The organism is Stutzerimonas xanthomarina DSM 18231 (assembly GCF_900129835.1).
Classification (GTDB): domain Bacteria; phylum Pseudomonadota; class Gammaproteobacteria; order Pseudomonadales; family Pseudomonadaceae; genus Stutzerimonas; species Stutzerimonas xanthomarina.
In genome coordinates, this window is the sequence record NZ_FQXA01000004.1 from 103,377 (window position 1) to 129,141 (window position 25,765).

Below are 25,765 nucleotides of genomic sequence, written 5' to 3' on the forward strand. Positions count from 1 at the left end.
GATGGATCGCCGAAGCTGCCGCCACGCGCGTTCATGCCGCGGGGCTGGAGATCGCTTCGCGAGATTTGCACGCTAGAGGGTGGGTGTCATTGCGCCTCCAATAAAAAGCCCCCACCCGATGATTCCGATGGGGGCTTTTTCTTGCAGCTTGTGGCTTGAAGCGCGCCGCTGCTTAAACGACGCCCTGGGCCAGCATGGCATCGGCGACCTTGACGAAGCCGGCGATGTTGGCGCCCTTGACGTAGTTGATCCGGCCATTCTCCTCGCCGTGGGAGACGCAGGCATGGTGGATCGACTGCATGATGCTGTGCAGCTTGGTGTCGACCTCACCGGCGGTCCAGTGCAGGCGCATGGCGTTCTGGCTCATCTCCAGTCCGCTACAGGCCACACCACCGGCGTTGGATGCCTTGCCCGGGGCGTAGAGGATGCCGGCCTCGAGGAACAGGTCCACGGCCTCCAGGGTCGAGGGCATGTTGGCGCCTTCGGCCACGCAGATGCAGCCGTTCTTCAGCAGTACACGGGCGTCCTCGCCATCCAGTTCGTTCTGCGTGGCGCAAGGCAGGGCGATGTCGCACGGCAGGCTCCACGGGCGCTGATCAGCCAGGTAGGTAGCACCGAAGTGCGCGCCCATTTCTTCCAGGCGTCCGCGACGGACGTTCTTCAGATCCATCAGGTATTGCCACTGCTCTTCGGTCAGGCCGTCCGGGAAGTGCAGGGTGCCGCCCGAGTCGGACAGCGAGATGACCAGGCCACCCAGTTCCATGACCTTCTGCGCGGCGTACTGGGCCACGTTGCCGGAACCGGAGATCGAAACGCGCTTGCCTTCGAAGCTGCTGCGCACGCTCTTGAGCATTTCCTCGGCGAAGTACACGCAGCCGTATCCAGTGGCTTCGGGGCGAATCAGGCTACCGCCATAGGCCAGGCCCTTGCCGGTCAGGACCGAGGTGAACTGGTTCGACAGGCGCTTGTACTGGCCGAACAGAAAGCCGATTTCCCGGCCGCCGACGCCGATGTCACCGGCCGGCACGTCGAGGTCAGCGCCGATGTGGCGGTACAGCTCGGTCATGAACGACTGACAGAAGCGCATCACTTCGTTGTCGCTCTTGCCCTTCGGGTTGAAGTCCGAGCCGCCCTTGCCGCCGCCCATGGGCAGGGAGGTGAGGGAGTTCTTGAAGACCTGTTCGAAGGCAAGGAACTTGAGTACGCCGATGTTCACCGACGGGTGGAAACGCAGGCCACCCTTGTATGGGCCGATGGCGCTGTTCATCTGGATGCGGAAGCCGCGGTTGACCTGCACACGGCCCTGATCGTCGACCCAGGGTACGCGGAACATGATTGCGCGCTCCGGCTCGACCATGCGTTCGATGATGCCGGCCTGCATGTAATGCGGATGGGCTTCGAGGAATGGCCAGAGGCTACGAACCACTTCTTCCACCGCCTGGTGGAACTCGGGTTGGTGGGGGTCGCGTTGCTTCAACCGGGCGAGAAAGGCATCTACGGTTTCTATCATCAATGGGCCCTCGGCGACCGCGTTGTCGGCAGTCATTAATAATTATGGCTGGCGACTGTAGCAAACCTGATTTGCACCGCGGAAGTGCGACATGCGTCAAGCATGTCGCCAGAAGGTGCATTTGAGCTGGCATCAGCCACGATCAACGGCACAAAAAGGCGTAGAGCCGTGCCTGGCCTTACGGTGGGTTCTGTGGCCGACGATGCCGAGCGGACATGCGGCATCGTGAAGCACGATGTTGCGCCCGATATCAGGCCGCCGATGCCAGTCTGGCGGTCGATGTAGAGATGGCTGGGCGCGTTCGAACCGAGAGCGTGGTGCAGCGCCACCCGACGGTCAGTGCCTCCGGCAGCAGCTCCTCCCGTGGCGGTTGGTCATACATAAACGGAGCCTTTCGGCTCCGTTTTCTGCTGGCTGTTACTGGGCAAGCTTTTTGTATTTCACCCGATGCGGCTGGGAGGCTGCATCGCCGAGGCGCTTCTTGCGATCGGCTTCGTACTCGGTGTAGTTGCCTTCGAAGAACACGATGCTGCCGTCATCTTCGTAAGAGAGGATGTGTGTGGCGACACGGTCCAAGAACCAGCGATCGTGGGAAATCACGATGGCGGCGCCAGGGAAGTCCAGCAACGCTTCTTCCAGCGAACGCAGGGTTTCCACGTCGAGGTCGTTGGAGGGTTCGTCGAGCAGCAGCACGTTGGCGCCTTCTTTCAGCGTCAGGGCTAGGTGCAGACGGCCGCGCTCACCACCGGAAAGGTCCTTGACGAACTTCTGCTGGTCACCGCCCTTGAAGTTGAAGCGCCCCACGTAGGTGCGCGACGGCACTTCGTAGTTGCCGATACGGATCATGTCGGCACCGTCGGACACCGCTTCCCAGACGGACTTGCTGCCGTCGAGATCATCGCGGCTCTGGTCGACGCAAGCGACCTGCACGGTATCGCCGATCTCGATGCTGCCCGAATCCGGCTGCTCCTTGCCCATGATCATGCGGAACAGGGTCGACTTGCCCGCGCCGTTACCGCCGATCACGCCGACGATGGCGCCCTTGGGCATGCTGAACGAGAGATCATCGATCAGAACGCGGTCGCCGTAGCCCTTGGTCACATTCTTGAAGTCGATGACCTTGTCGCCCAGGCGCGGCCCGGCAGGGATGTAGATTTCGTTGGTTTCGCTGCGCTTCTGGAATTCCTGCGACTGCATTTCCTCGAAGCGCTGCAAGCGGGCCTTGGATTTGGACTGGCGCGCCTTGGCGCCCTTGCGCACCCACTCCAGCTCTTCCTTCATGGCCTTTTCATGCGCCGACTGCTGCTTGGATTCCTGCGCCAGGCGGTTGGATTTGGCTTCGAGCCAGCCGGAGTAGTTGCCCTCGTAAGGAATGCCCTGGCCGCGGTCGAGTTCGAGAATCCAGCCGGCCACGTTGTCGAGGAAGTAGCGGTCATGGGTGATCGCCACGACGGTGCCGGTGAAGTCGTGGAGGAAGTGTTCCAGCCAGGCCACCGAGTCGGCATCCAGGTGGTTGGTCGGCTCGTCCAGCAGCAGCATGTCGGGTGCCGAGAGCAACAGACGGCACAGTGCCACGCGGCGCTTCTCACCGCCGGACAGGTGCTCGACCTTGGCATCCCACGGCGGCAGACGCAGGGCGTCGGCGGCGACTTCCAGCTGGCGCTCAAGGTTGTGGCCATCGCTGGCCTGCAGGATCGCTTCGAGCTTGGCCTGCTCGGCGGCCAGTTTGTCGAAGTCCGCATCGGGCTCGGCGTAGGCGGCGTAGACCTCATCCAGGCGCGCCTGGGCATCCTTGATGCTGCTGACGGCTTCCTCGACGACTTCGCGAACCGTCTTGTTCGGGTCCAGCTCCGGCTCCTGCGGCAGGTAACCGACATTCAGCTCGGGCATCGCCCGCGCTTCACCGTCGAATTCCTTGTCGACCCCGGCCATGATCTTCAACAGGGTGGACTTGCCCGAGCCGTTGAGGCCGAGCACGCCGATCTTGGCGCCGGGGAAGAAGGACAGCGAAATGTTCTTGAGGATTTCACGCTTCGGCGGTACGACTTTGCCGAGTCGATGCATGGTGTAGACGTAAGAGCCTGTTTTTCCTGCTTTGTCACTTTTGGACATGGTTTTACTCGCCTTTAATCCTGTGTTTTCAATGCTTTATGGTAGCGACAAGCGATTAAATTCTGGAAAGCAAAACGTTAGGTTTTGCGTTGACCATATCTTGTTCCTGACTATACTTAAAAAAGTTATGTTTTATGAGGGGGCAATATGGGTTTCCAGGTCATAGAGCAGGTGGTGAATGGTGCTCGTAGAAAGCTGCTGGTGCAAGACTACATCCCGGTTTACTACCCCAACCTCTACATGACCATGGAGCACTCGGGCAGAGCCCTCGAAACAACCAAGAAGTACCTTGAGCATCTGGCTGTGTTAGAGGAGTTTTTGGCCTTTTCCTCCATTGATTTGATTTCTCACCTCGAACAGCGCCCTCACAGCCGGTACTTGACAGACAGTGAGCTTTCCAGGTTTGTGTCGGACGCGGGGTTTAGTAAGGAAACCTTGGCCATGAAGTATGCGGGGATGCGTTTGCATCCGACTGCCTACAAATCCGTTGGCAAAGTCCATGCGCAGCAGCGAATCGAGGCGGTACGCGACTATCTGGCCTTCCTTTATGACAAGTTGGGTGATCACTCAACACGATATGAGGCGATTGACGACCTGAAGGGGCGCATCAAACGCAAGATCAAAGCGGCCCGCCCTTCGTGGAAAGAAACGCGAATCGACGAAATGAAAGGGCTTACCAGCCAGGAGCGAACTCGATTGCTGGAAATCATGCATCCGGATAGCGCCGAGAACCCCTTTTCAGATGAAGCCATCAGGCTGCGTAACTACATCATTTTGCTGCTGGGTCTCGACATGGGGCTGCGACGCTCCGAGATGCTGCTGATCAAGACCAGCGATATTCGCTGGCACAGTCGTCAACTAGCTGTGGTCAACCTGGAGGATGAGAGCCTCGATCCACGAACGATGGCCCCGCAATTCAAAACCAACGAGCGCATGCTGGTGATGACCGATGACCTGTATGACGCAATCACTGAGTACGAATCGAAGTATCGCCACAGAAAACCCCGTAGCGGCACATCGCAAGCGAGAAAGCATCCGTTTTTGCTGGTGGCGCACAAGCGAAATGAGGGTGGCCCTCTGACCATCAAAGCAATCGATGGCGTTCTATCCAGGGTCCGAGAAATAGCACCGGAACTGGCTCATGTGCACCCGCATATTCTGAGGCATGACGCGGTCTACACGATGCTGGAAAGCATGCGTGAGGAACTGGCAGCGCTCACGCCGGAGGATCGCACCACGCAGGTTCAAAAAACCCTCACATGGATGTTCGGCTGGAGTCCCGGATCGGACATGCCTGGCCTCTACGGCGCGAAATTCTGGAAAGAAGTGGCGGACAAAGCGATACAGAAGCGGGCCGAGCGGTTTAAGGCCATGCGTCAAAAGGCCGAGACACAAGGCGGTTCAAAGTGAAAATCTCCGTCGAAGCACTTCAGGCACCCACGAAGGACAGCCTCGATGCATGGCTGAACACGCCTCGCCTGGCGAAATGTGGGGAGGTGTTCACACCGGCCGAACCGATGTGGAAACCAGACAGATCGGCTGGTAATTCACTTAACTGGGAAGCGGCTATTGCGTGCGTCTCACCGGAATGGAAACCCTGGTTGCACGCCGTCCTGGCGTACCGCATGGCCGATCAGGAAGCCGGCTCGGTTAATCTGGTCGCCAGCGTGTTGTCGCGGGCTGCTCAGGCCGGGATTGACCCGCTAAACGAGGGTCAACTGATAGATCTGCGAGAGCGCTTTAATGTTGTTGAGTTTTCTAGCATTGCTACGTTCATGGCGTTTTGGCACGACTGTGAATCACTCGAACAGCGCCCGCCGCAATCCCTGATCAATGCTTACAAGGAACTGCCCAGGAAAAAGAAATCCAGCACAGATGTGATCCTCAGCCTGGACCCCGAACGCGGCCCGCTCACGCAGGTGGAACAGGACGCGCTGTATCAATGGATACATGAGCAGTTTTGTCACGGGAAGTTAAATTTTGAGCAATATCTTTACCTGCGCCTGTTGATAATTTACGGGCAGCGTGGCGTTCAGATGCGAATGCTGGTTTTTGGTGATTTCACGAAGAGCAATCAGGGCTGCAAGATCAGGTTTCATTGGGCAAAGCAAAAAGACGACGAAGCGGGTTGGCGAGTAAAGTCCGAAATATTCAGTCTGGATGAGGACCTCTACAACACCGTGCATGCCTACAAGGCAATGGTACTGGCGCAACTCTGGCAAACGTATCCAGACGGTACCGATTGGAATGCAGCCATTGAGAATGTGCCCCTATTTCGTAAGAAGCTAGAACATGATGAAGCAGGAGTTCAGGAGCGGCTGACCCCCCCTGTTTTGCTCAACAGCCCCCTTCAAAAGAGCCTCGAAGACGCGCCGCACCCGATTTTTCATGCCGGATCAAGCACGATCAAAGGTTGGCTTGCGTGCATTGAGCGGATGCAGGGCTTTCCGATTTCGCCTCGCACCCATCAGCCGCTGAAAGTGACGCGGGGGCACAGGTTCAGGCACACACTCGGCACTGACCTTTCCAATGCGGGGCATGATGAGTGGACGATGGCTCGTGCATTGATGCACACAAATACTATGACAGTGCGAAAGTACCGCGCCGTTTCGCCGGAGTTGCTGGCGTTGATCGACGCGAAGATGAGCGACCATCTGGCCTTGGTTGTGAATGCGTTCACCGGAATCATCGTTACGGATCGCACCTCAGCGAAAAACGGGGATCGAGCGGATCGACAAATCGAGGATTTGGCTGTATGCGGTGCCACGGCCGCCTGCCATCTCGATGCACCGTACACCTGTTACGCATGCGGAAAATTCCAACCTCTTCTACACGCAGATCACCACGCGGTCCTTGAGCGATTAGAGCGTCGCCGGGAGCAAACCATTGCCACGGATAAAACGACCGGTGTGCTCTGGGATCGGGCAATTCTGGCTTGCCGCAAGGTGATACTGGATTGTGAAGTCATGCTCCGATCGGAAAGGAAAGGTGAATGACCGACGCGTTTTATTCTGTACCGACGAACAACATTGTCGATTATAAACCCAGGGACCAACTGGCCGCGGAGGCTCAGCTCGCGGCGTTTATCGAATGGGCAAAACAGACCCTGCCCAAAGGCATTCCCAATCAAGTGCACTCGAGCATTTGCTGGGAAGACGGCAGTTGGCACCAACACGGCTTCTATGCTTGTAGCTTCAGGGCGCTCGGATCGACCAACGTTGCCCCAAAGGCGATGCAGATACCCTTCACGGACTTTGCCAAAGCCATACTGGTGTACCGAAGGGTGTATTCGCAGAAAAAGGTGATGACAATCTGGCTGAGAGCCTTGGCCGGGATGGGAGCCGCCCTGTTCGAGTTGACCGGCACGCAGGATGTGACGCGGGTGTCCGCCGCTATCTGTAACAAGGCGTGCGAGGACATGGACCGTCGCTGGACAAAAGGCAACACCGCATACCAGCACGGCAAGGCACTTGAGGCCATCATCACCCTTATGCGGGCCAAAAAATTGCTCAAGTCAGACTTCCAGTGGACTACTCACCTGACGCTCAGGCCGCGTGGCACGCTCAAGCAGCAAAAAGCGGATCGGGAACAGAAGCTGCCCAACCCTGACGCGATCAGAGTCCTCGGGGAAGTGTTCTCAAACGAACTGACGAACCCCCTCGATATCGTTGTGACGTCCGCCTGTGCGCTGTTACTGAGTGCTCCGAGTCGCGTGGGTGAATTGGCGGATGTTGAATTGGATTGCCGGGTATTCAAAGAGGATACCCAGGGCAATCGGCGCATGTTCCTGCGCTGGTACGCGGAAAAGATAAACCAGGTGATGCTGAAGCCCGTCGTTAGGCCTGAGATGGAGCCGGTCGTCGAGCGGGTCATCACGTTACTGAGACCGATCACCGACGAGGCGCGGACTTACGCCGCCTGGCTGGAAGACCATCCCGATGAGTTTCCACTCCATGAAGGGCTGCCACCCAGAGGGCTTGATGAACCGCTCACGTACGCCGAAGCCTGTGCCGCGCTAAAACTCACCGTTTCTAACGTCTGCGGCTCGCGAAGCGTATTCAATGCCAATTTCCTCAAACCCTTGGAGAAGCGAAAGGCGCTTAGCCCCGGGGCCCGAGCCCTCTTAGCCGAGATCCGTGGCGGGTGGGATATGGTAGGGAAGCGCATATTTGATAAGGACAAGCCAGGAATCCAGGGTTTTGCGTATGACGACCGGTGTGTGCTCACGCTGCGCAAGCTCAATGTGCTGTTGCGTGAAAAGTATCTTCCAAAGGATTTTCCATACACCACGCCGTACACGGAGGGCAAAGCTCGTGTGAGGTACCGTTATGCGTTGTTCACCGTGCGCACGGGAGCACTAACTGACGACTCAGCTCGCGTTGTGATACACGGGTTTGGCGTGGAGATCGCGGCGAATGCTATCCGATTGACTACGCAACTAGGCGGTACTAACAACCGGAGAAAGAAAAGCCTGTTCGAGCGCTATGGCTACCCCGGTCTCAAGGTCAACACGCATGCGTTTCGGCACGAATTAAACACGCGGATGCACGAGGCCGGTCTGTCGCAGCTCCTGATTGACGCCTTCTCCGGGCGCACGTCGATGGGGTCTGTCTACAACCATGAAACCATCGAGGACCGCACCCAAGGTGTTGCGGCTTACCACCCCAAAACGAAGCACAGCACCGCTGCTCACCGGCTGGACAAGGTCATAACCAATCAGCCTCTGCATCTTGCTGATGTGAGGGAACTGCGCGAGGGTGAGCAGGATCGCATTATCCATCAAACCCACCTTGGCGTTTGTGTTCACAACTTTCCATCCGAACCCTGCCCGAAAATGGGTGCCTGTTTGGACTGCGGGCGGCTCGGTTGCATCAAAGGGGATGACGTGAAGCTGGGCAACCTCATGGAAGAACGCGACGACCTTAAACGCCGCCTAGATAAAGCCATGGATGCGCAGTCTCGTGGTGTGTTTGGGGCGTCGGAGTCGGCCAAAAAATTGGGTGAGAAACTCTTTAAGTGCGAGGCGCTCATCCAAATGCTGGAAAACCCGGAACTCGAAAAAGGTGCCATTGTGTGGAACGCCGATAACGGTTGGACGCTGGCCAAGAACGCCGCCGCAATGTCGGGGCTGATCGAAGTCAAATTCATTGAAGATAACCAGACGCAAGAGGCGTTGCCATCGTTGGATGACGTCTTGGCTTTGCTGGATGAGATCGAGGATTAACGATGGGGCATTTAACGCCAAAGGATGAGAAACGCATCATTAAGCTGATTGAGGAATGGTCAGGGCCGAAGCTGACCTGGCCATTGCTTGTTGATGCCTGCAAAGAAAAACTGGGTATTAGTCGTGCTCGCCAGTCCCTGATGAATCTACCTGCCGTGGATTTAGCAATGAAGAATGCCAAGGCGGGATTGAAGGCTCAGAAGCTGAAGCCGGGCTGGATTAGCGATATTCAGGCAGCCAACGAGCGCATTGAGAAACTGACAGAGAATAATCAGAAACTGTCAGCTGCTGTTCGAGATATGTATCGCCGGTTTTTGATTTGGCAAGCCAATGCGGATATGCACGGGCTAACGCAATCGATGTTGGAGCGGCCGGTTTCACAACTTCGAAAGAAGAGCTGATCCGGTGCTCAAAACACATACCTGGAAAAGACTCATGGCAGCAACGTCCTGAAATCCGAGCACTCGGACCATGCTCCGCGCTAAGCTCTGGAGGGGTACGAGTTGATGACACGTCCATATTGCAAGCCACAATCGGGGATGCGAGTGCCAGTGGAGCAAAAGTCGTAGATCACATTCTCAATCATGGCTACCGTCGCCAGCGATTTGATTTCCATGCTCACACCTGAATAATTTTCTCGTGAATGAAGCGGTCTGTTGCCGCTGGCCATTAATGACCGATTTTGACCGCTTTGAGCCTTTCGGATTAGGCAGGAATCGGCCAGGAGCGGACAGTCATCCCAGGGGATTGGTTTCGCCTGCGAAATCATGCCATATAGCTACCTTTCATCAGGGATGAGTACTGCGTTGGCGGAAATGGCCAAGATAGGCGTCCCTGCCTCGTCATGAGTAACAGGGGGCCTAATCGTGTATCTATCCGTCTTGAAACTAGAAAATTTCCGCCAGTTTGGCCAGGCTAACTGTGGCTTGGAAGTCACCTTCAACCCAGGTGTTACCGCGTTGGTCGGGGAAAACGACGCAGGCAAAACAGCCGTCATCGATGCGATCCGGTATGTACTGCAAACCCGTGATGCCGAATACCTGAAGCTTCAACTCCAAGACTTCCATATCGATGACAGCGGAGCTCAGGCCAGTACCATCACGCTGAGGTGCACATTAGATGGTTTGAGTAAGGCCGAACTGGGAGCGTTCGCTGAGTATGTCACCTACAAAAACGGCGTAGGTCGTCTACACATCCATTGGTCAGCCACGCGTGTCCAAGGCTCAACTCTAACCCGCAGATGGGTGGATATTTCAGTGCGTTCTGGTGAGAATGGGGAAGGGCCGTCCCTGGATGCAGGGGCCCGTCTTCTGCTCGCCACTGCGTACTTGAAACCATTACGTGATGCAGAGCGCGAGATGTCGCCAGGCCGAAATTCCCGGCTCTCTCAGGTCTTGAGCAGCTTCCCAAGCATCGATGTCGGAAGCGCTTTCGATACCGCGACCCCGCCTGCTAGCCCCGTCGATGCAGAAGCGTTGAGCATTGCTGGCATGGGCGACTACATGCGCTATCTGGTGAACAAGCACAGCGCTATCGTCAGTGCTGAACATGCCATTAACCAGAACTACCTGGCCCCGCTTTCTCTTGTGGGACAGCCCCTGACAAGCCGTATCAGTTTCGGCGAGGGGGGTACCGAGGATGCGAGGCTCAAACAGATCCTTGAGCGCTTGGAACTCGGGTTGCTTGATCACGCTTCGGGCGAGTCCCGGGGCGTTTATGGTTTGGGCTCAAACAACGTACTGTTTATGGCCTGCGAGCTCCTCCTGCTTGGAAAGGAGCCAGACGGCCTGCCGCTTCTATTGGTAGAAGAGCCTGAGGCTCACCTGCACCCGCAGCGGCAACTGCAGCTCATGGAGTTTCTTGAGAAGGCCGCGAAACCTGCGGACGGTTTGAGACCGGTTCAGGTGATTCTGACCACTCACAGCCCGAATCTGAGCTCAAAGATTCCGATCCAGAATCTTGATCTCATGCATCGAGGGCGCGCGTTCTCGCTGGCTGAAGATCAGACCTGCTTGGGCGCCGATGACTATCGATTCCTCAGTCGCTTCCTGGACGTCACGAAAGCAGGATTGTTCTTCGCCAAAGGACTATTGGTGGTGGAGGGCGATGCTGAGGCGATCCTTCTGCCAGCCATTGCGCGTAGGCTTGGAAAAGACCTGACCAAGCATGGTGTGTCGGTGATCAATGTGGGCGGCGTCCTGCCAGTGAGGGGCCACCGACCAACCGGCGCTATTTAGAAGTCTGCGTGTTCTCCTACCTGGCCAGCGAGCTGCGATCGGGTGACATGTGTGTATCGGCACGTGGCCAACAACTACATCGCTGTGTTCCAGCACTTCATCCCACCTGGCATCTGGGAGGCGATTTACGTAATTGAGGGGCTGCTTAAGGCTGATCTGAGTGTCGAGGCAGACACTGTGTATTCAGATACTCAGGGGCAATCGGCGACCGTCTTTGCCTTCACCCATCTGCTGGGCATCAACCTGATGCCGCGCATACGCAACTGGCGTGACCTGGTGATGTGCCGGCCGGATCGCGGCGCGTCTTACAAGCATATCAACCGCCTGTTCACCGACACTGCCGACTGGCATTTGATCGAAACTCACTGGCAAGATCTGATGCAGGTCGCGCTGTCCATCCAGGCCGGCAAAATCTCCTCGCCTATGCTGCTGCGAAAACTCGGCTCCTACAGCCGGCGCAACAAGCTCTACCACGCCGCCCAGGCACTGGGCAGCGTGATCCGCACGATCTTCCTGCTCAACTGGATCGGTAGCCGCGAGTTGCGCCAGGAAGTCACTGCGAACACCAATAAAATCGAGTCCTACAACGGTTTCTCGAAGTGGCTTTCGTTCGGTGGCGACGTGATTGCTGAGAACGATCCGGACGAACAGCAAAAACGTCTGCGCTACAACGACATGATGGCCTCATCGGTGATCCTGCAGAACACTGTGGATATGATGCGCATTCTGCAGAAATTGGCCCGAGAGGGTTGGCAATTCACCGACGAGGACGTGTCCTTCCTCAGCCCCTACCAGACCAGCAACGTCAAGCGCTTCGGCGAATTCAACCTCAAGCTCAACCGGCCACCGGAGCCCTGGATCAAGGACTCGGTGTTTCAACAAGCTGCCGGCTCGCTGCGGGTGATCACACCTCGCCAGCTAGATACCGAGAAAACCACATGATCAATGTTCCTCCCCCGTCCTTTCGCGTTACGCCGTACGGCGAAGTCGATGCGGTGGCGTTGGAAAACCTGCGCGCCGCCTTCGACACCTCTCAATTGCTCTGGCTGGCTGATCGATTGGATGCCTGCTTGCTGGAACTGGGCGGAGCCACCGCCATCCGCGACGAGCTGCTGAGATTGCATGCGATGGCTCTGACGATAGTTGAGGGCATCGCTCTTACAGTGCCTGCCGAGAATGCTTGTATCTGGGCAGAGGCCGAATCTCTACAGATGGATCTTGAAGCGCTGGTTTCCTGGGCTCGCACTGCTCAGCTCCTCCTTGCGCCGCTTATAAATCTCGCACCAATCCACGAGGCATGAGCACTCTGGATGATTTCGACAAGACTCAGCTGTTCCTGACCATGGATAGGATCGCCGGTAAATGGATCACCTCAGCAATCAGCTCTACGAGTGGGTGATCACAGCCGCTGCAGCCAGCTCGCGAATGGACTCTGGGAGCGCTAGGGCCAGGGGAAGCACTACAAGCGAGTTGCGAGTGCCTGAGCTAAAGGCTACTGCCCGTGAGGCAGATGCCTCCAAACCAAATAGCCGGGAGCTGAGTACGCCGAGGGCGGGAGCGAGTAATAGAAACGCTCCGTATACCGGAAGCAACGGCGCCAGGATGTCGAGTTGGTACACTACGGCCGCGATCTACGAACCCACCACCACGATTAGAACCAGGGCCATCGCAGGCACTGGCAGCCAGGCCCAACCTGCGCTCCATGCGCGAACCAGCTGAGATCGGCGCCCGCCAAATTCGGTGAGCACAGCCGCTACCAAGGGTAGGACGATCAGTAACAGGAATGCTTCTGCGAAGGGCCACAGCTCGATCACTGTGCCGGCTTCGGAACCAAGGATTAGCTGCAAGTAGAGGGGCAGCAGCAAAAGCTGAAGCAACAGCAGCAATGGCGTCGCCGCGGGCACCAGACGAGAGTCTCCTTTGCCCAGGTGGGTGAAGACCACCACGTAATCACATGGCATACATCAGCACGGCAATCGCCGGTGTGATGGCCATGGCCGTCAGTCCGGTGAATTGCGCAGAGCTCAAACCTGCAATGGCAGCGGCCACCACCGCCGCGAAATAAAATGCTATCTGATGTTCTTCCAGCCAGTCCCGCGACATCTGATATCTTCTCTTGTTGCGCAAGGGCGACATTCTCGCACTGGCATCGAATTTAACCCAGCGCTGAGGCTGGTTGCGCAGCGGGCTGCCTGGTTGCTTTTCGCTTGTGCCGGTGGGCGGAGGTTTACAACGCTCCAACAAGTCTTGCCGACAAGAGGAAGCATGGTGTTTCGAAATAACCGGAAGGCGAGTCTGACGCAAGTGTTCGTCACCGCCAGGAGCTAACCGCAATGAACCCTCAACGTTCAGGCATGACCTGGAACCTGCTGCTGCTAACCTGGCTGGTCGCACTGGTATCGACCCTATCCGCGCTGTTCATTGGCGAGGTGATGGGCCAGGCACCCTGTGTTTTGTGCTGGTTCCAGCGCGCCTTTATGTTTCCGCTGGCGGTGATCCTGGCCATCGCCTGCTACCGCTCGGATTTCACAGTCTGGCGTTACGCCCTACCGCTGACCGTTATCGGTGCGGCGCTGGCATTTGTTCACACGCTGCTCTATGCAGGGCTGATTCCACAGCCGATCCAGCCCTGCACGGCCACCGGTCCATCCTGCTCGGGCGCCGGAATGACACTCTTCGGCGTGGTGCCCCTGCCGGCACTCGCCTTGTTCGCCTTTATCCTGATCGCCATCCTGCTCATTCTCATCCGTCGGAGAACAACTCCATGAATCGCCGTTCCGTGGTCCTGATCATCAGTGCCGTGCTCCTGGCCGTTTTTGCCGCCGCCGCATTCTTCTATTCTCCGTCGCAGTCACCTCAACAGGCCCAAGCTCCCGGTTCGACAGCCCAAGAGACCGCGACACAACCCAAACAGAACCGTGGCCAACTGGTTCGCTTCCACTCGCCAGTGTTCGGCCCAGCGCAAGCGCCAGTAACCATTGTCGAGTTCTTCGATCCTTCATGCGAGGCATGCCGCGCCTTCCATCCCTATGTGAAGCAGATCCTCGCCGAGAACCCGGAAGATGTACGTCTGGTGCTGCGCTATGTACTGTTTCATCAAGGTTCGGAAGAAGTGGCGCGGATGCTTGAGGCGGCGCGCAAGCAAAATCTTCATGAACAAGTGCTGGAGGCTGTGCTGGAGACCCAACCCGGTTGGCACGACGACCCCAAGGTAATGCAGGCATGGGCTGCTGCCGAGGGCGTCGGTTTGAACTTGGAGCAGGCCCGCCAGGACATGCATACGCCTAGCGTCAACGCCGTGCTTGAAACGGACATGCAGGACGTCAAGGCCGTTGGGATTCGTGGCACCCCGACCTTTTTTGTAAATGGTCGTGCGCTCAGCGAGTTCGGCCCGGAGCCGCTGCGCCGATTAGTGAGCAGCGAAGTGGCCAAGGCACGGGAATGACACTATGAGCGCGCTGGAGAACCGCGTGCCACCGCTGCTCGTAGCGGTCCTGATCGCTCTGCTGATGGGGTTGTCGGGACCCAGATTGCCGAGCATCGAACTGGCATGGACCGAGCGCCTGACCTTCGCTTTGCCGGTACTGTTCCTGGGGCTCGGCGTGTGTTTCGCCGGCGTACTGTCGTTCCGCCGCGCACGTACTACTGTCAATCCATTGCAGCCGCAGCAGGCTTCGGTGTTGGTGGAGGCTAGCATCTATCAGTACAGCCGCAACCCCATGTATTTGGGCTTCGCCATCAGCCTGACGGCCTGCGCGCTGGCCCTGGCCTCGCCTTTTACCCTGCTGGGCGTGGTTGCCTTCGTGCTTTACATGAATCGTTTCCAAATCGAACCCGAAGAGTCGGCGCTGGAAGCGCTGTTCGGCGAATCATTCGCTCGCTACCGCGCACGAGTCTGCCGCTGGCTCTGAGCGTCCGCGGCGGTAGCGACTGGCGGGGCTTGCTCGTCGCTGCAGCCCGCCGAAGGTGCCACGACCTAGCCTGATCTCCTCGTGACGAGCTGCTTTGGCCACATGCCGCTAGCATGTCTCTGGTCGAGGATATAGCGCCAACGAGTGATCTCGCGAGTTCACTCCGTTGATATCGAGCTAACTGTCTAGCAACAGCGGTGAGCGCAAAGCAGGCTTATGCTTCGCTGCGATGACTGTCGGCCTGCCTGGTATCGATACAAACACTGCCGTCTAGCTCCATTTCAAGTGTCGAGTGGCTAACTTCGAATTGCTCATGAAGTACTCGTTTTAAATCAGTCTTTACTCGTTCAATATCGGGTAGGCTAGCCTTCTTGATGACAACGTGAGCTTCCAATGCAGTTGAATGTTCGGCGATTTCCCAGACATGTACGTGGTGAACACTCATAACGTCTTCTACTTGCTCCATGACATTGATTATATCAGTGATGGAAACTCCTTCTGGTGCGCCCTCCATTAACAAGTGAATGGTTTTAGGTAGCATGCTAAAGCCTTGCCATAGCACGTAACCAGCAATCATCAGCGTCAGTACAGTATCTGTCCAATACCAGCCATACAGGAGGATTAATGTTCCGGCAATAATAACGCCGACGGAGGCCAGCGCATCCGACACATTGTGCAAGAATGCCGCCTTTATATTCATGCTGTCCTTAGACATTGTGTAGGTCAGCAAGGCCGTAGCGATATCTACAATCAAGGCTATTCCCGCCACCACGACCACTGTCCATCCTTCAATGGGCTGTGGGGCAAAAAACCGTCCTATAGCTTCGTAGATGAGGTAGAGACCAACGATAATTAGCGTGACCAAGTTAATCAAAGCCGCTATGGTTTCACTGCGTCGGTAGCCAAAGGTTTTAAAAGCATCTGGAGGTTTGCGGCCGATCTTACGTGCGATGAGCGCAATAACCAGTGATGCAGCATCGCTCAAGTTATGTAGCGCGTCAGCTATGAGCGATAAGCTCCCAGAAAGTATCCCGCCAACAACTTGTGCCAGAGTGAGTGCAGTATTAACGCCAATAGCTGCGATTAAACGCTTATCGCCTATGGCTTCGGTGTTATGGTTATGTTCGTGAGCCATTGGTTTTTAACCGTCCTTAAAATAACATAAGACAAGGATAGGAAGCCCAAAAAAAGTAATAGATAATACTAGCACCAATACCATCTGGCCTTCCAAACCACACTGACAGAAATGCGACCACTCTCAAGCGAGTTTGTGCGTTATCGTCTGAATCTTGCCGATAACTGGCCGATCCCTCTCAAACGCTAAACGACGTTGCTCGCTAATGATAGATGATGCGGCGTCAATCCGAAGATGACAAAATTGTAATCTTCCAATCATTCTTTTCGTAGGATAGGCCCTTGCAGATTGGTGCGCCTCGGTGCTGACATGACGAAGCAAGGCGCTCATGTCACCGCGCAATGGAAGCATTACATTTCAATAATGTAATGCTTGGCTCATGCTGCTGTTAGCTTCAGTCACGCAAAATTCATTCGAACCTGTAGAGCTCACCGATAAAGCTCAGCAAGACACCTTTGAATTTAGCGAGGACTGCCCTATGAATCTGTTGAAAGCTATTGTTGTTGGATCGGTAATATTCGGCTCCGCATTGTCTTATGCAGAAGATGGCTACGACCGCTCGATTAAATTTAATGAAAAATTCCGAGCAGATCAAAAGCGAATTCACGGAACCGAATCCGCCGAAAAAAAAGCAGGCGAGTTGAAGGTTAATGATATTCGCCAGGATCAGAACAACATGGAAATCAAGAAAGAAACCAAAGCTGACTAACCACTTAATATCCGAACGATATCCGCCGCCGCCAGCTTCCAAGCTCCGTTGGTAGCAGTTGTACTCTAAGCGCCCTTCGGGGCGCTTTTTTATGTCCATCACTTGCACGCAAAATCGCTACCAGCGAATCGCCCTGGCCTTTATAGGCCGTTTCGTTAAGTCAGGCCGCTATCGCCTGATCTGTTTGTTATTAGCGTTCGCAAGAGCATATCCGATTGAGCTGAACAGACGCTGGTGGCGTACAACGCATCCATGTCAGGGTCGCCATCTCAACGGCCTCGCGGTTCGTCCATGATTGAAGGTGTCAGCTCGGCCTTGTAAAGCCCGCTGATCGTTCCAGCCAGGGCGTTTTCGTAGCTATCGCCCGTGCTGCCGCCCGGGGCAGGTCAGCCGCTGCTTGCATAATCTTTCGTCAGCTCACCGTGGGTGAAAGCCATCAGCCGAGGAGGCGTATGTAGCGCGGAGTCATACGCACTCAGCGCTGAGCACCCTTTCTATTCACCGCTTAGATGCATTAGACCTACGCTATAAAGGCTTTGCTGCCCGCTGCGCCGCAGCTGAATCTTAGCACTCCGAAACCAACACGCCCCGTTCTCGCTAGCTAGCAAGAACGGGGCGTTGTGTGCCGCCATCCAATCTCTAGCTTGTTCTGTCAGCGGCCAACGCGATTTCTTGCTCCTCCAATTCATCTTCGCGCCTATGAGCCAGCTGGTAGAGCAACGGCAGCACTAATAGCGTTAGCACCGTTGATGAGAGAATTCCCCCGATTACCACTGTCGCAAGGGGACGTTGTACCTCTGCACCGGTACCCACATTCAAGGCCATCGGAACGAACCCGAGTGAAGCCACCAGGGCCGTCATCAATACCGGTCTTAGCCGGGTGAGAGCGCCTTCGCGGATAGCAGTGTCCAAAGGTAGACCTTGCTCCCGTAAGCTACGGATGAAGGAGATCATTACCAAGCCATTAAGAACGGCGACGCCTGACAGAGCAATAAAGCCAACTCCTGCTGAAATGGACAATGGGATATCTCTCAGCCACAGCGCAACAATGCCTCCGGTGAGCGCAAATGGAATCCCTGTAAAGACCAACAAGCCGTCTTTGACATTGTTGAACATCATGAAAAGCAGAATGAAGACAAGGAGCAGCGCCACGGGGACGACAATCTGCAGCCGCTTCGTTGCTGATTCAAGCTGTTCAAATGTACCGCCCCAGTCGATCCAATAACCTGCCGGAATATCTATCTGGGCCTGGATTTTCTGTTCTGCCTCGGATACGAATGATCCAATGTCCCGATCACGGACGTTTGCACTAACGACAATTCGCCGTTTCCCTTCCTCTCTACTGATCTGATTCGGGCCGGGGGCCAAATCTAGCGTGGCCACCTCGCCGAGGGGGATATAACTTATGGCGCTGTTTAATTCCCTTGGGAGGGCAATTGGAAGCCTCTCAATTGCGGCGAGATCGCTGCGTATCTCGTCCGGTAAACGAACCACGATATCGAAACGCCGATCCCCTTGAAACAAGGTGCCTGCCTCTCGGCCACCGATAGCTACTGCAACCGCTTGCTGGACGGTATCTAAACTCAGGCCGTATCGTGCGATCTGATCGCGATCGATATCAATCGTGAGCATGGGAAGGCCAGTCGTCTGCTCGACCGTAACCTCTGAAGCGCCTGGTACTTGTCCTAGCACCTCGGATACTTCCGCCGCCGTGCTGTTAAGAACGTCCATGTCATCACCATAGATTTTCACGGCTACCGCGGCACGAACTCCGGAAATCAGCTCGTTGAAACGCAGCTGAATCGGCTGGGAAAACTCGTAGTTATTGCCCGGCAACTCAGCGGCGGATGCTTGCACCTCGCTTAAGAGCTGATTACGCGACTTGCCTGGATCCGGCCACTGTTCTTGTGGCTTCAGCATGACGTACCCGTCAGAGATATTTGGAGGCATGGCATCAGATGCCACCTCCGCAGTGCCAGTGCGCGCAAATATGCGTTCGATCTCCGGAAACTCATCCATGAGCTTTCGCTCCAGCTGCTGCTGCATTTCAACAGACTGACTAAGACTGGTAGCTGGTACACGAAGGGCTTGTATAGCGAAGTCTCCCTCGTTGAGGCTAGGCACGAATTCACTGCCCATACGTGACCCTACGAGGCCAGAAAGTATGACTACAACTACCGCAAAGGTGAGCACTGCTGGCTTGTTGGCCATCACCGCATCGAGTGCAGGTGCGTAGGCCCGTTTAGCATTGCGGATTAGAAAGTTTTCCTTCTCCGTAACCCGCTTACCGATAAATAGCGCAACGGCTGCCGGGACGAACGTCACCGAGAGGATCATCGCCCCGAATAGCGCTGTCACTACGGTAAACGCCATGGGCGTGAACATCTTACCTTCGACCCCTGTAAGGGCGAATATCGGCAGATATACGATCATAATGATCAGCTGTCCATAGAGTAGAGGTCGACGCACTTCTTTTGCCGCAGCGAACACTTCATGAAGCCGTTCGGACAGCGTTAATGCCCGCCCGTGATGGGACTGAGCGTGAGCAAGTCGACGCACGCAGTTCTCAACAATCACCACGGCACCATCGATAATGATGCCGAAATCCAATGCGCCTAAGCTCATCAGGTTGGCGCTGACCTCGTTGGCTACCATGCCGGTGAACGTAAAGAGCATCGCCAGCGGTATAACAAGTGCGGTTAGGATCGCCGCACGGATATTGCCCAAGAAGAGAAAAAGTATAACCACAACAAGAATGGCACCTTCAGTGAGGTTCTTCTTAACGGTGGATATAGCTTTGTCTACGAGAACAGTTCGATCGTAGACAGTAATCGCCTTTACGCCTTCCGGAAGCGAAAGGTTTATCTCTTTCATCTTGTCATCGACAGCCCTAGAAACTACCCGGCTATTTTCACCGATAAGCATGAAAGCCGTACCTAGAACCACTTCGCGGCCATTCTCGGTGGCTGCGCCAGTACGGAGCTCCTTTCCAACCTCGACCGTCGCAACGTCGCGGATACGTACTGGGGTACCGTCAACGTTGCTAATAAGGGTATTGCGGATGTCCTCTACTGACTGCATTTGTCCTGGAGCACGAACAAGATACTGCTCGCCGCGTTTTTCAATATATCCGGCACCTAGATTGTTATTGTTTTGCTCAACCGCCTCGATCAGATCTTGTAATGTCAGTCCAAACGACCGCAAAGTGTCTGGGTTGGGGGCGATCTGATATTCCTTTGCATATCCTCCGATCGTATTGATCTCAGTAACACCAGGTACATTTCGGACTTGCGGTTTGATGATCCAATCTTGAATCTCACGCAAGTCAGCAGGGGTATACGGCGTACCGTCCGATTTGGTGGCACCTTCCTCAGCTTCAACCGTCCAAAAATAGATTTCGCCAAGCCCAGTGGAAATAGGGCCAAGTGTTGGAGTGACGCCATCTGGGAGCTGATCTTTGGCCCCTCCCAGGCGCTCGTTCACAAGTTGGCGGGCAAAATAGATGTCAGTGCCTTCCTCAAAAATAACTGTGATCTGAGAAAGTCCATATCGAGACAAGGAGCGTGTCTGCTCGAGCTTGGGCAACCCGGCCATTACCGTCTCGAGCGGGTAGGTAATGCGCTGCTCCACTTCCAGCGGGGAATAACCTGGCGCCGCAGTGTTGATTTGCACCTGTACGTTGGTGATATCAGGAACAGCATCGATAGGCAGCTTTTGGTAGCTGTAAGCTCCTAACGCTGCCATGCCAAGCACGGCTAGCAAAACCAGCCAGCGATGCTCTATAGAAAAACGAATGATACGTTCGAACACAGTCTATAACTCCGTATCAGTGAGCATGCGATGCGCTGGCTTTGCCAAGCTCGGACTTAATGATGAAGCTGTTAGCCAAGGCATAGCGCGCTCCGGCCTGAAGACCTTCCTTGATTTCAACCGCTTCACTATCGCCGCGACCAGTCACGATTGGCTGAGCAGCAAAGCCATGGTCGGTCCGTACAAACACCACCGGATTATCTTCCAATGTGTGGATCGCATCGGGCTTGACTGCAACCGGCACGGACACTCCGCCAGAGCCTACCCGCACTTTGACGAACAGGCCGGGACGCCATACTCCTTCCGGGTTGGGAAGCGTGACCCGGGCGGTAGCGGCGCGGCTTTGCTGACCAACAAGTGAGCCGACATAAGAAACGGTGCCATTGGCACTAGAGTCGAATGCTGTGGCCTCGATAACGGCATTGCTGCCGACTCGTACCGCGCTGAGTGCATTGGCAGGAACGCTGATATCTGCCCACACGGTAGAGAGATCGGAAATGATGAATATCTGGTCATCGGTATTGACTGACTCGCCGAGCGTGATGTCCTTCTCAACGATCATCCCATCGAACGGCGCCCTGAGTTCGTAGCGGCTCAATGCGTCTGGCTTGCCAGCATCACTGCCAAGCGCTTGTAGCTGTGCTTTTGCATTCGCAACAGTCAGCTCTGCTTCCCGTAGAGCCTGTTGTGCCTGTAAATAATCCTGTTCTGCAGAAATACGCTCTTCCCACAGCTCCTTTTCGCGTCGATAGGTTTTCTGAGCCAATGCAAGACGTTTTTGTGCCGCGTAGAACTCGCTTCTACGTTCCGACAGGTCAGTACTCGCGATCACAGCGAGTACTTGCCCCTGTTTCACCTGTTCGCCCAAATCGACTTTGACCGCTTCAACGACACCTGAGAGACGAGGCACAACTTGCGCTGTGCGATCCTGGTTAAACGTAATTTCACCTGGCAGCTCGATTGCGCTTTGTATCTGTGCAGGCTGAGCGGTTGCCAGCGAGATGCCCGCGGCTAGGATTTGGGTCTCGGAGAGTTCAACCTCTGCTGCTTCGGCGTGCGCTGCTCCCTCAGGACCATCGTCATGCTCATCTTTCTCTGCCGCACCGACCTCGTGATCGCTATCGGCGCCTCCTTCATCATGGCCATGATCTCCTTCGGCTTCGGCTTCCTCATCCGAATGCCCTTCATCCCCATGCTCCGAAGCGCCACCATGCTCTCCATGCGCGTCGCTCGCATTAGGCACAGCAGGACTATTGCCAAGAAGCAATCCGCCAAGTACTAGTGCCACGCCTAATATGACGACGATCCAAAAAATCTGCTTCTTGTGAACAGCCAAGGAAGATGTGTTCGATTTACTTGTCATATGGATTCCTTATGGCTGAGTGGCCGAGGTGATAACGGCAGACCCATCGCTGACAATTCGCGAGATTTCTGCCGCCGCCTGGTTAGCTTGCGAGAGCGCAGACAGAAACTGAGAGCGGGCTTGGAAAAGCGTGCGTTGAGCATCCAGTACATCAAGGAAGGTGAACTTTCCAAGTTCGAACCCCTTGCTAGCAGCTTCATAAGCGTTTTGGGCACTGGGGAGCATGTCGTTGCGCAACAGTTCAAACTGCTGGCGAGCAGTGCGCAGGCGCATGTGTGCTTGGGAAAGCTCGCTTTTCAGGCGTATGTGAACGGCGTTGAGCTCGTCCTGGGCCTGGTAGGCCCGTTCCTGCGCTGCTCCGATGTTGCCTTGGTTTCGATCAAACAACGGCAAGGGCATCGAGATACTCACCAGTCCCAGCGTGCCGTTATATTCATCTGAGCGTTGGGCACCTACGCTAACCGTCACGTTAGAAAAGCGATTCGCCCTTTCCAGCTCCAGCGCAGCCCGACGTCTTTCAGCCTCCCGACGCGCGCGGGTTAGTTGGGCGGAATCGTTCAAACGGCTATAAAGCTCAGCTAGCTCGGGAAGAGGAGGCACTGCCTCTACCGGCTCTTTTACTCGCTCAAAGCGTGGCTGTGGATTTCCCCAGTTGGCCGCCAGCCGAGTGCGCGCAGCTTCGAGTTCAGCTGTGGCCTGGGCAAGCTCTACTTGCACTCCAGTAGCCGCAACCCGCGCCCGGGTTTCCTCTACGGGAGAGACCATGCCGGCCCTCACACGTCGATTGGCAACGTTCACAGCTTGCTTCGCAAGCTTTGAAGCAGCCTGAGCGAGGTCCAGCCGTTCTTGAGCAGTAAGCACATCGTAGTATGCACCCATCACTGCCCCCCTCAGTCGAGCTTGGGCGTCCTGTAGGTCGGCGGCCGCTACGTCCATGGCGCGTTGCGCTGCCTCAATACGAGCCGAACGTTTACCACCCAGCTCTATTTCTTGGCTCAGCTCAAGCGTCGTCTCGGGGGCATCACCTCGGATTCCCTCCTGGCTAGCGGACAATATTGGATTCGGACGTGCTCCGGCTTGGCTAATCAATGCGCGAGAAGCAGCCAGCTCACGTCTTGCAGCAGCCAGTTCAGGGCTTGCAGAGCTAGCGAGCTCCAAGGCGCGTAGAAAGCTTATGGAGTCGACAGACTCAACGGGGAAGGTATTTGACACACTGACAGGTAAGGTCTGTGTGAAGGTCGGCAACTCTAAAGGCTGCGCATAGGCGAGGTTGCACGACAACATCGACAACCCCAGCGGTAAAAGAACTTTTCGCACCGAAATCTCCTAGAAAAGGGAAGGTTCGGTGAGACGTCAGATACAGATAAATGGCGTCCTACTGGTTAATCTGGCGTCTCACCGGCTTTGCACCGATGCGCCAATTAGGTTTCTCAGGACGCCCCGCTTCAGCCGATGCGTAGCTAGCAGAAGGAAACGGTTTCAAGCTCATTGATAATACCGAACCAGTACAGATCCCTTTCGTTATAAGCGGCTTGATATGGTCGCCATGAAAGACACAGTCTCCATCCAGACTGATTTTTTTTGCGGCTTTTGACGATCCTTCCTCGTCAGTACCCAGAGACTCGTGCGGATGTTCATGATGTCCAAGATGATTTGCTGCCGAGCCATCCTCATGACTGCAATTTGTGCTAACAACTGCCCACGATGATTGCAATGGGAACAAGGCTAGCAACATCAGCAAAACTATTTTTTTCATCCAAGGCAAAACGATGACTTCCTGGTTTAGATGTCGAATCCAATCATAAGAACTACCCCCGCCAAGACGCGAAACACATGCGCCTCTACTGCGATAGTGATTCGCCTTAGGTTTAGACAAATACACACAAGCGTTTTTTATCAGCCTTGCCAAGCCAGCGAGATAGCTGATGCTATGGGGTGGTGACTTTAAAGAAGAGTGGATAACGACCGGGTGACCGCAACATTACAAATCTGTAATCGAGGAAATGCGCGATTGCTTTTCCCTCAGATTACAAAATAGTCATTTGCCGCTAATCCTACGGTCATCTCCAGGGGAAGAACATGGCCAGGCGCTAAAAAACAAAAAGGCAAGAGGCGCCATTCGAGCGCTGACCTGCCGTATATCAGGAGCATCATCATGAGCAAAAAGGCCGCCCTTTCACTGACAGCCCTTTCATTGGCACTGGGCAGCGCCCCGGTCTTTGCCCAATCGGAAACAGCGGAGGGCTTCATCGAGGGCAGCACGCTATCGCTGATAAATCGCAACTTCTATTTCAATCGGGATTTTCGCGACGGTGAGAGCGCCACCGGCAATGGCTACTCCGAGGAATGGGCCCACGGATTGATGGCCTTCTTCGAGTCCGGATATACCCAAGGCTCGGTGGGGATCGGCGTCGACGCATTCGCCATGCTCGGCCTCAAACTCGACTCCGGTTCGGGGCGCTCCGGTGTGGGCGGCAGCATCGACCTGCTTCCCCACGACAGCGCCGGCGATCCTGAGGATGATTTCACACGGGTGGGGGGTGCGGTGAAAGCACGAATGCTCGACACCGAGATCAAGGCCGGCGATGTATTTCCCACTACACCTGTCGTGCACTTCGGCGACTCACGGCTGCTGCCAGAGTCTTTCAAGGGTGTCACCGTTGTGAACAACTCGCTGGACGACCTCACCCTCCAGGGAGGCCGCTTGCACGCGATGAGCCAGCCCAACACTAGTAACATGAACGAAGACTTCGTCACCTTCTACGGCGGAGACGTCGACGCGCCTTGGCTCGGCTACGCAGGCGGCGACTATAGCGTGAATGAAAATATCAGTCTTAGCCTGTACACCAGCCGCCTCAAAGATGCCTGGAACCAGCATTACTTCGGTGCGTCGGCCACCTATCCGCTCTCCGATATCGTCGCGCTGCTGGCCAGCTTCAACTATTACAAGGCAACCGACGAAGGCCGTGAGTTGCTGGGCGAGTTCAACAACAACATCTGGAGCTCCAGCCTGGGTGTCGCCTTCGGCGCGCACACCGTCACGGCGTCGTATCAGCGAAACAACGGTAACAACGACTTTGACTACTTGCGCCAGGCGGACTCGATCTACCTGAACAACTCCATTCAGTACAGTGATTTCAACTCACCTAAAGAGCAGTCCTGGATGCTGCGCTACGACCTGAACATGGCGGAGTACGGCATACCCGGGCTTACTTTCATGACCCGCTACGCCCGCGGTTGGGGCGCCGATTACAGCAACGCGAACGAGGTGTACATGCGCCAAGACGATAACGGTGCGCCGCTGACGGGACAGAACCGCTGGGAACGCGACGTCGAAGCCCGCTACGTTGTACAGACTGGCTCTCTCAAGGATTTGTCTCTGCGGGTGCGCCAGGCTACCACGCGGGCGACTGCTTTCGAGTCCGACCTCGATGAGGTCCGATTCATCGCCGAGTACCCTCTCTCGATCTTGTGAAACACCATGAGCAACACCACATCTTCTTTAGTTTTGCTCCCTTGGTTTGAAGATGTGTTTCAGGCGCCCATCAGGGCGCCTTTTTTCGTTTGGTGCACCCGCTCGCGCTGCGGGTCAACCAAATGACCGGTAGATTACAAATTCGCAAGATAGCCCTCACAGGGCTTTTACCGCGTTAAAGTGCTTCCCGCTTCCCTGGGCAGATCTTTTCGCCTCTGCCTTTCACGCTAGAGCCAAGCCGCTTTCGTCTTGACCTAGTTACTACATGGATTTTTTTGG

Annotated in this window: 18 protein-coding genes and 3 pseudogenes; 12 read left to right on the plus strand and 9 right to left on the minus strand. The window is 55.6% G+C overall.

Annotated features, from left to right (window positions below):
• Nucleotides 1–172 precede the first annotated feature (172 nt).
• Nucleotides 173–1,510, minus strand: coding sequence for an NADP-specific glutamate dehydrogenase (gene gdhA / locus BUE09_RS11515; RefSeq protein ID WP_073301433.1), 1,338 nt, complete (start codon nt 1,508–1,510; stop codon nt 173–175).
• Nucleotides 1,511–1,927: 417 nt separating this feature from the next.
• A complete protein-coding gene (gene ettA, locus BUE09_RS11520; RefSeq protein ID WP_143164656.1) occupies nt 1,928–3,622 on the minus strand; it encodes an energy-dependent translational throttle protein EttA in 1,695 nt (564 codons plus the stop codon).
• Nucleotides 3,623–3,769: 147 nt separating this feature from the next.
• On the opposite strand from ettA, the gene BUE09_RS11525 reads away from it, so the two are divergent.
• From BUE09_RS11525 to tnpC, 7 genes and pseudogenes are all read left to right on the plus strand, one after another.
• Nucleotides 3,770–5,032 (plus strand): site-specific integrase, encoded by a 1,263-nt coding sequence (locus tag BUE09_RS11525; RefSeq protein WP_073301114.1) that lies wholly within the window; start codon nt 3,770–3,772, stop codon nt 5,030–5,032.
• Complete coding sequence (locus tag BUE09_RS11530; RefSeq protein WP_073301115.1) at nt 5,029–6,618, plus strand: site-specific integrase; 1,590 nt, start codon at nt 5,029–5,031, stop codon at nt 6,616–6,618. Before BUE09_RS11525 ends, BUE09_RS11530 begins: the two co-directional genes overlap by 4 nt.
• Complete coding sequence (locus tag BUE09_RS11535; RefSeq protein ID WP_073301116.1) at nt 6,615–8,846, plus strand: hypothetical protein; 2,232 nt, start codon at nt 6,615–6,617, stop codon at nt 8,844–8,846. Before BUE09_RS11530 ends, BUE09_RS11535 begins: the two co-directional genes overlap by 4 nt.
• A 2-nt stretch (nt 8,847–8,848) precedes the next feature.
• Nucleotides 8,849–9,247, plus strand: a complete 399-nt coding sequence (locus BUE09_RS11540; protein WP_073301117.1) for a hypothetical protein — start codon at nt 8,849–8,851, stop codon at nt 9,245–9,247.
• A gap of 465 nt (nt 9,248–9,712) precedes the next feature.
• A complete protein-coding gene (locus BUE09_RS11545) occupies nt 9,713–11,083 on the plus strand; it encodes an ATP-dependent nuclease (RefSeq protein ID WP_231975560.1) in 1,371 nt (456 codons plus the stop codon).
• Between the two features lie 54 nt (nt 11,084–11,137).
• Nucleotides 11,138–12,025 (plus strand): annotated as a pseudogene (locus tag BUE09_RS11550) (Tn3 family transposase); the annotation flags it as partial.
• Nucleotides 12,022–12,384 carry a Tn3 family transposase post-transcriptional regulator TnpC gene (tnpC, locus tag BUE09_RS11555; protein ID WP_073301118.1) on the plus strand — a complete coding sequence of 121 codons (363 nt, stop codon included), beginning with the start codon at nt 12,022–12,024 and terminating at the stop codon, nt 12,382–12,384. The pseudogene BUE09_RS11550 and the gene tnpC, both read left to right, overlap by 4 nt.
• Nucleotides 12,385–12,409: 25 nt before the next feature.
• Here tnpC and BUE09_RS11560 read toward each other — a convergent pair.
• Nucleotides 12,410–13,186, minus strand: a pseudogene (locus BUE09_RS11560) (arsenic resistance protein).
• 230 nt (nt 13,187–13,416) lie between these two features.
• Between BUE09_RS11560 and BUE09_RS11565 the strand changes: the two are divergent.
• Genes BUE09_RS11565 through BUE09_RS11575 form a run of 3 tightly spaced genes read left to right on the plus strand, consistent with a single transcriptional unit; the run spans nt 13,417 to nt 14,994 of the window.
• Nucleotides 13,417–13,851: a disulfide bond formation protein B gene (locus BUE09_RS11565; RefSeq protein WP_172830714.1), complete on the plus strand. Its 435-nt coding sequence runs from the start codon at nt 13,417–13,419 to the stop codon at nt 13,849–13,851.
• The gene (locus tag BUE09_RS11570) at nt 13,848–14,528 is read left to right on the plus strand and encodes a DsbA family protein (RefSeq protein ID WP_073301119.1); all 681 of its coding nucleotides are present in this window, start codon (nt 13,848–13,850) and stop codon (nt 14,526–14,528) included. The genes BUE09_RS11565 and BUE09_RS11570 overlap by 4 nt, the downstream gene beginning before the upstream one ends.
• A gap of 4 nt (nt 14,529–14,532) precedes the next feature.
• On the plus strand, nt 14,533–14,994 hold the full coding sequence (locus tag BUE09_RS11575) for a methyltransferase family protein (RefSeq protein ID WP_073301120.1): 462 nt from the start codon (nt 14,533–14,535) through the stop codon (nt 14,992–14,994).
• A 214-nt stretch (nt 14,995–15,208) separates the two neighbouring features.
• On the opposite strand, the gene BUE09_RS11580 is transcribed toward BUE09_RS11575, so the two are convergent.
• Nucleotides 15,209–16,129: a cation diffusion facilitator family transporter gene (locus BUE09_RS11580; protein ID WP_073301121.1), complete on the minus strand. Its 921-nt coding sequence runs from the start codon at nt 16,127–16,129 to the stop codon at nt 15,209–15,211.
• Between the two features lie 478 nt (nt 16,130–16,607).
• Between BUE09_RS11580 and BUE09_RS11585 the strand changes: the two genes are divergently transcribed.
• Complete coding sequence (locus BUE09_RS11585) at nt 16,608–16,838, plus strand: hypothetical protein (protein ID WP_064482708.1); 231 nt, start codon at nt 16,608–16,610, stop codon at nt 16,836–16,838.
• Nucleotides 16,839–17,006: 168 nt separating this feature from the next.
• On the opposite strand, the pseudogene BUE09_RS20035 reads toward BUE09_RS11585, so the two are convergent.
• The 5 genes and pseudogenes from BUE09_RS20035 to BUE09_RS20120 all read right to left on the minus strand — a co-directional run.
• Nucleotides 17,007–17,212, minus strand: a pseudogene (locus BUE09_RS20035) (IS3 family transposase); the annotation flags it as partial.
• A gap of 265 nt (nt 17,213–17,477) precedes the next feature.
• On the minus strand, nt 17,478–20,648 hold the full coding sequence (locus BUE09_RS11590) for an efflux RND transporter permease subunit (protein ID WP_073301122.1): 3,171 nt from the start codon (nt 20,646–20,648) through the stop codon (nt 17,478–17,480).
• Between the two features lie 16 nt (nt 20,649–20,664).
• A complete protein-coding gene (locus BUE09_RS11595; RefSeq protein WP_073301123.1) occupies nt 20,665–22,011 on the minus strand; it encodes an efflux RND transporter periplasmic adaptor subunit in 1,347 nt (448 codons plus the stop codon).
• Nucleotides 22,012–22,020: 9 nt separating this feature from the next.
• A complete protein-coding gene (locus tag BUE09_RS11600; RefSeq protein WP_073301124.1) occupies nt 22,021–23,328 on the minus strand; it encodes a TolC family protein in 1,308 nt (435 codons plus the stop codon).
• Nucleotides 23,329–23,386: 58 nt separating this feature from the next.
• Entirely contained in the window at nt 23,387–23,776 is a 390-nt protein-coding gene (locus BUE09_RS20120) for a hypothetical protein (RefSeq protein ID WP_143164657.1), read from the minus strand.
• A gap of 390 nt (nt 23,777–24,166) precedes the next feature.
• Here BUE09_RS20120 and BUE09_RS11605 point away from each other — a divergent pair, with 390 nt between their 5' ends.
• Nucleotides 24,167–25,486: an OprD family porin gene (locus tag BUE09_RS11605; RefSeq protein WP_073301125.1), complete on the plus strand. Its 1,320-nt coding sequence runs from the start codon at nt 24,167–24,169 to the stop codon at nt 25,484–25,486.
• The last annotated feature ends 279 nt before the right edge of the window (nt 25,487–25,765 follow it).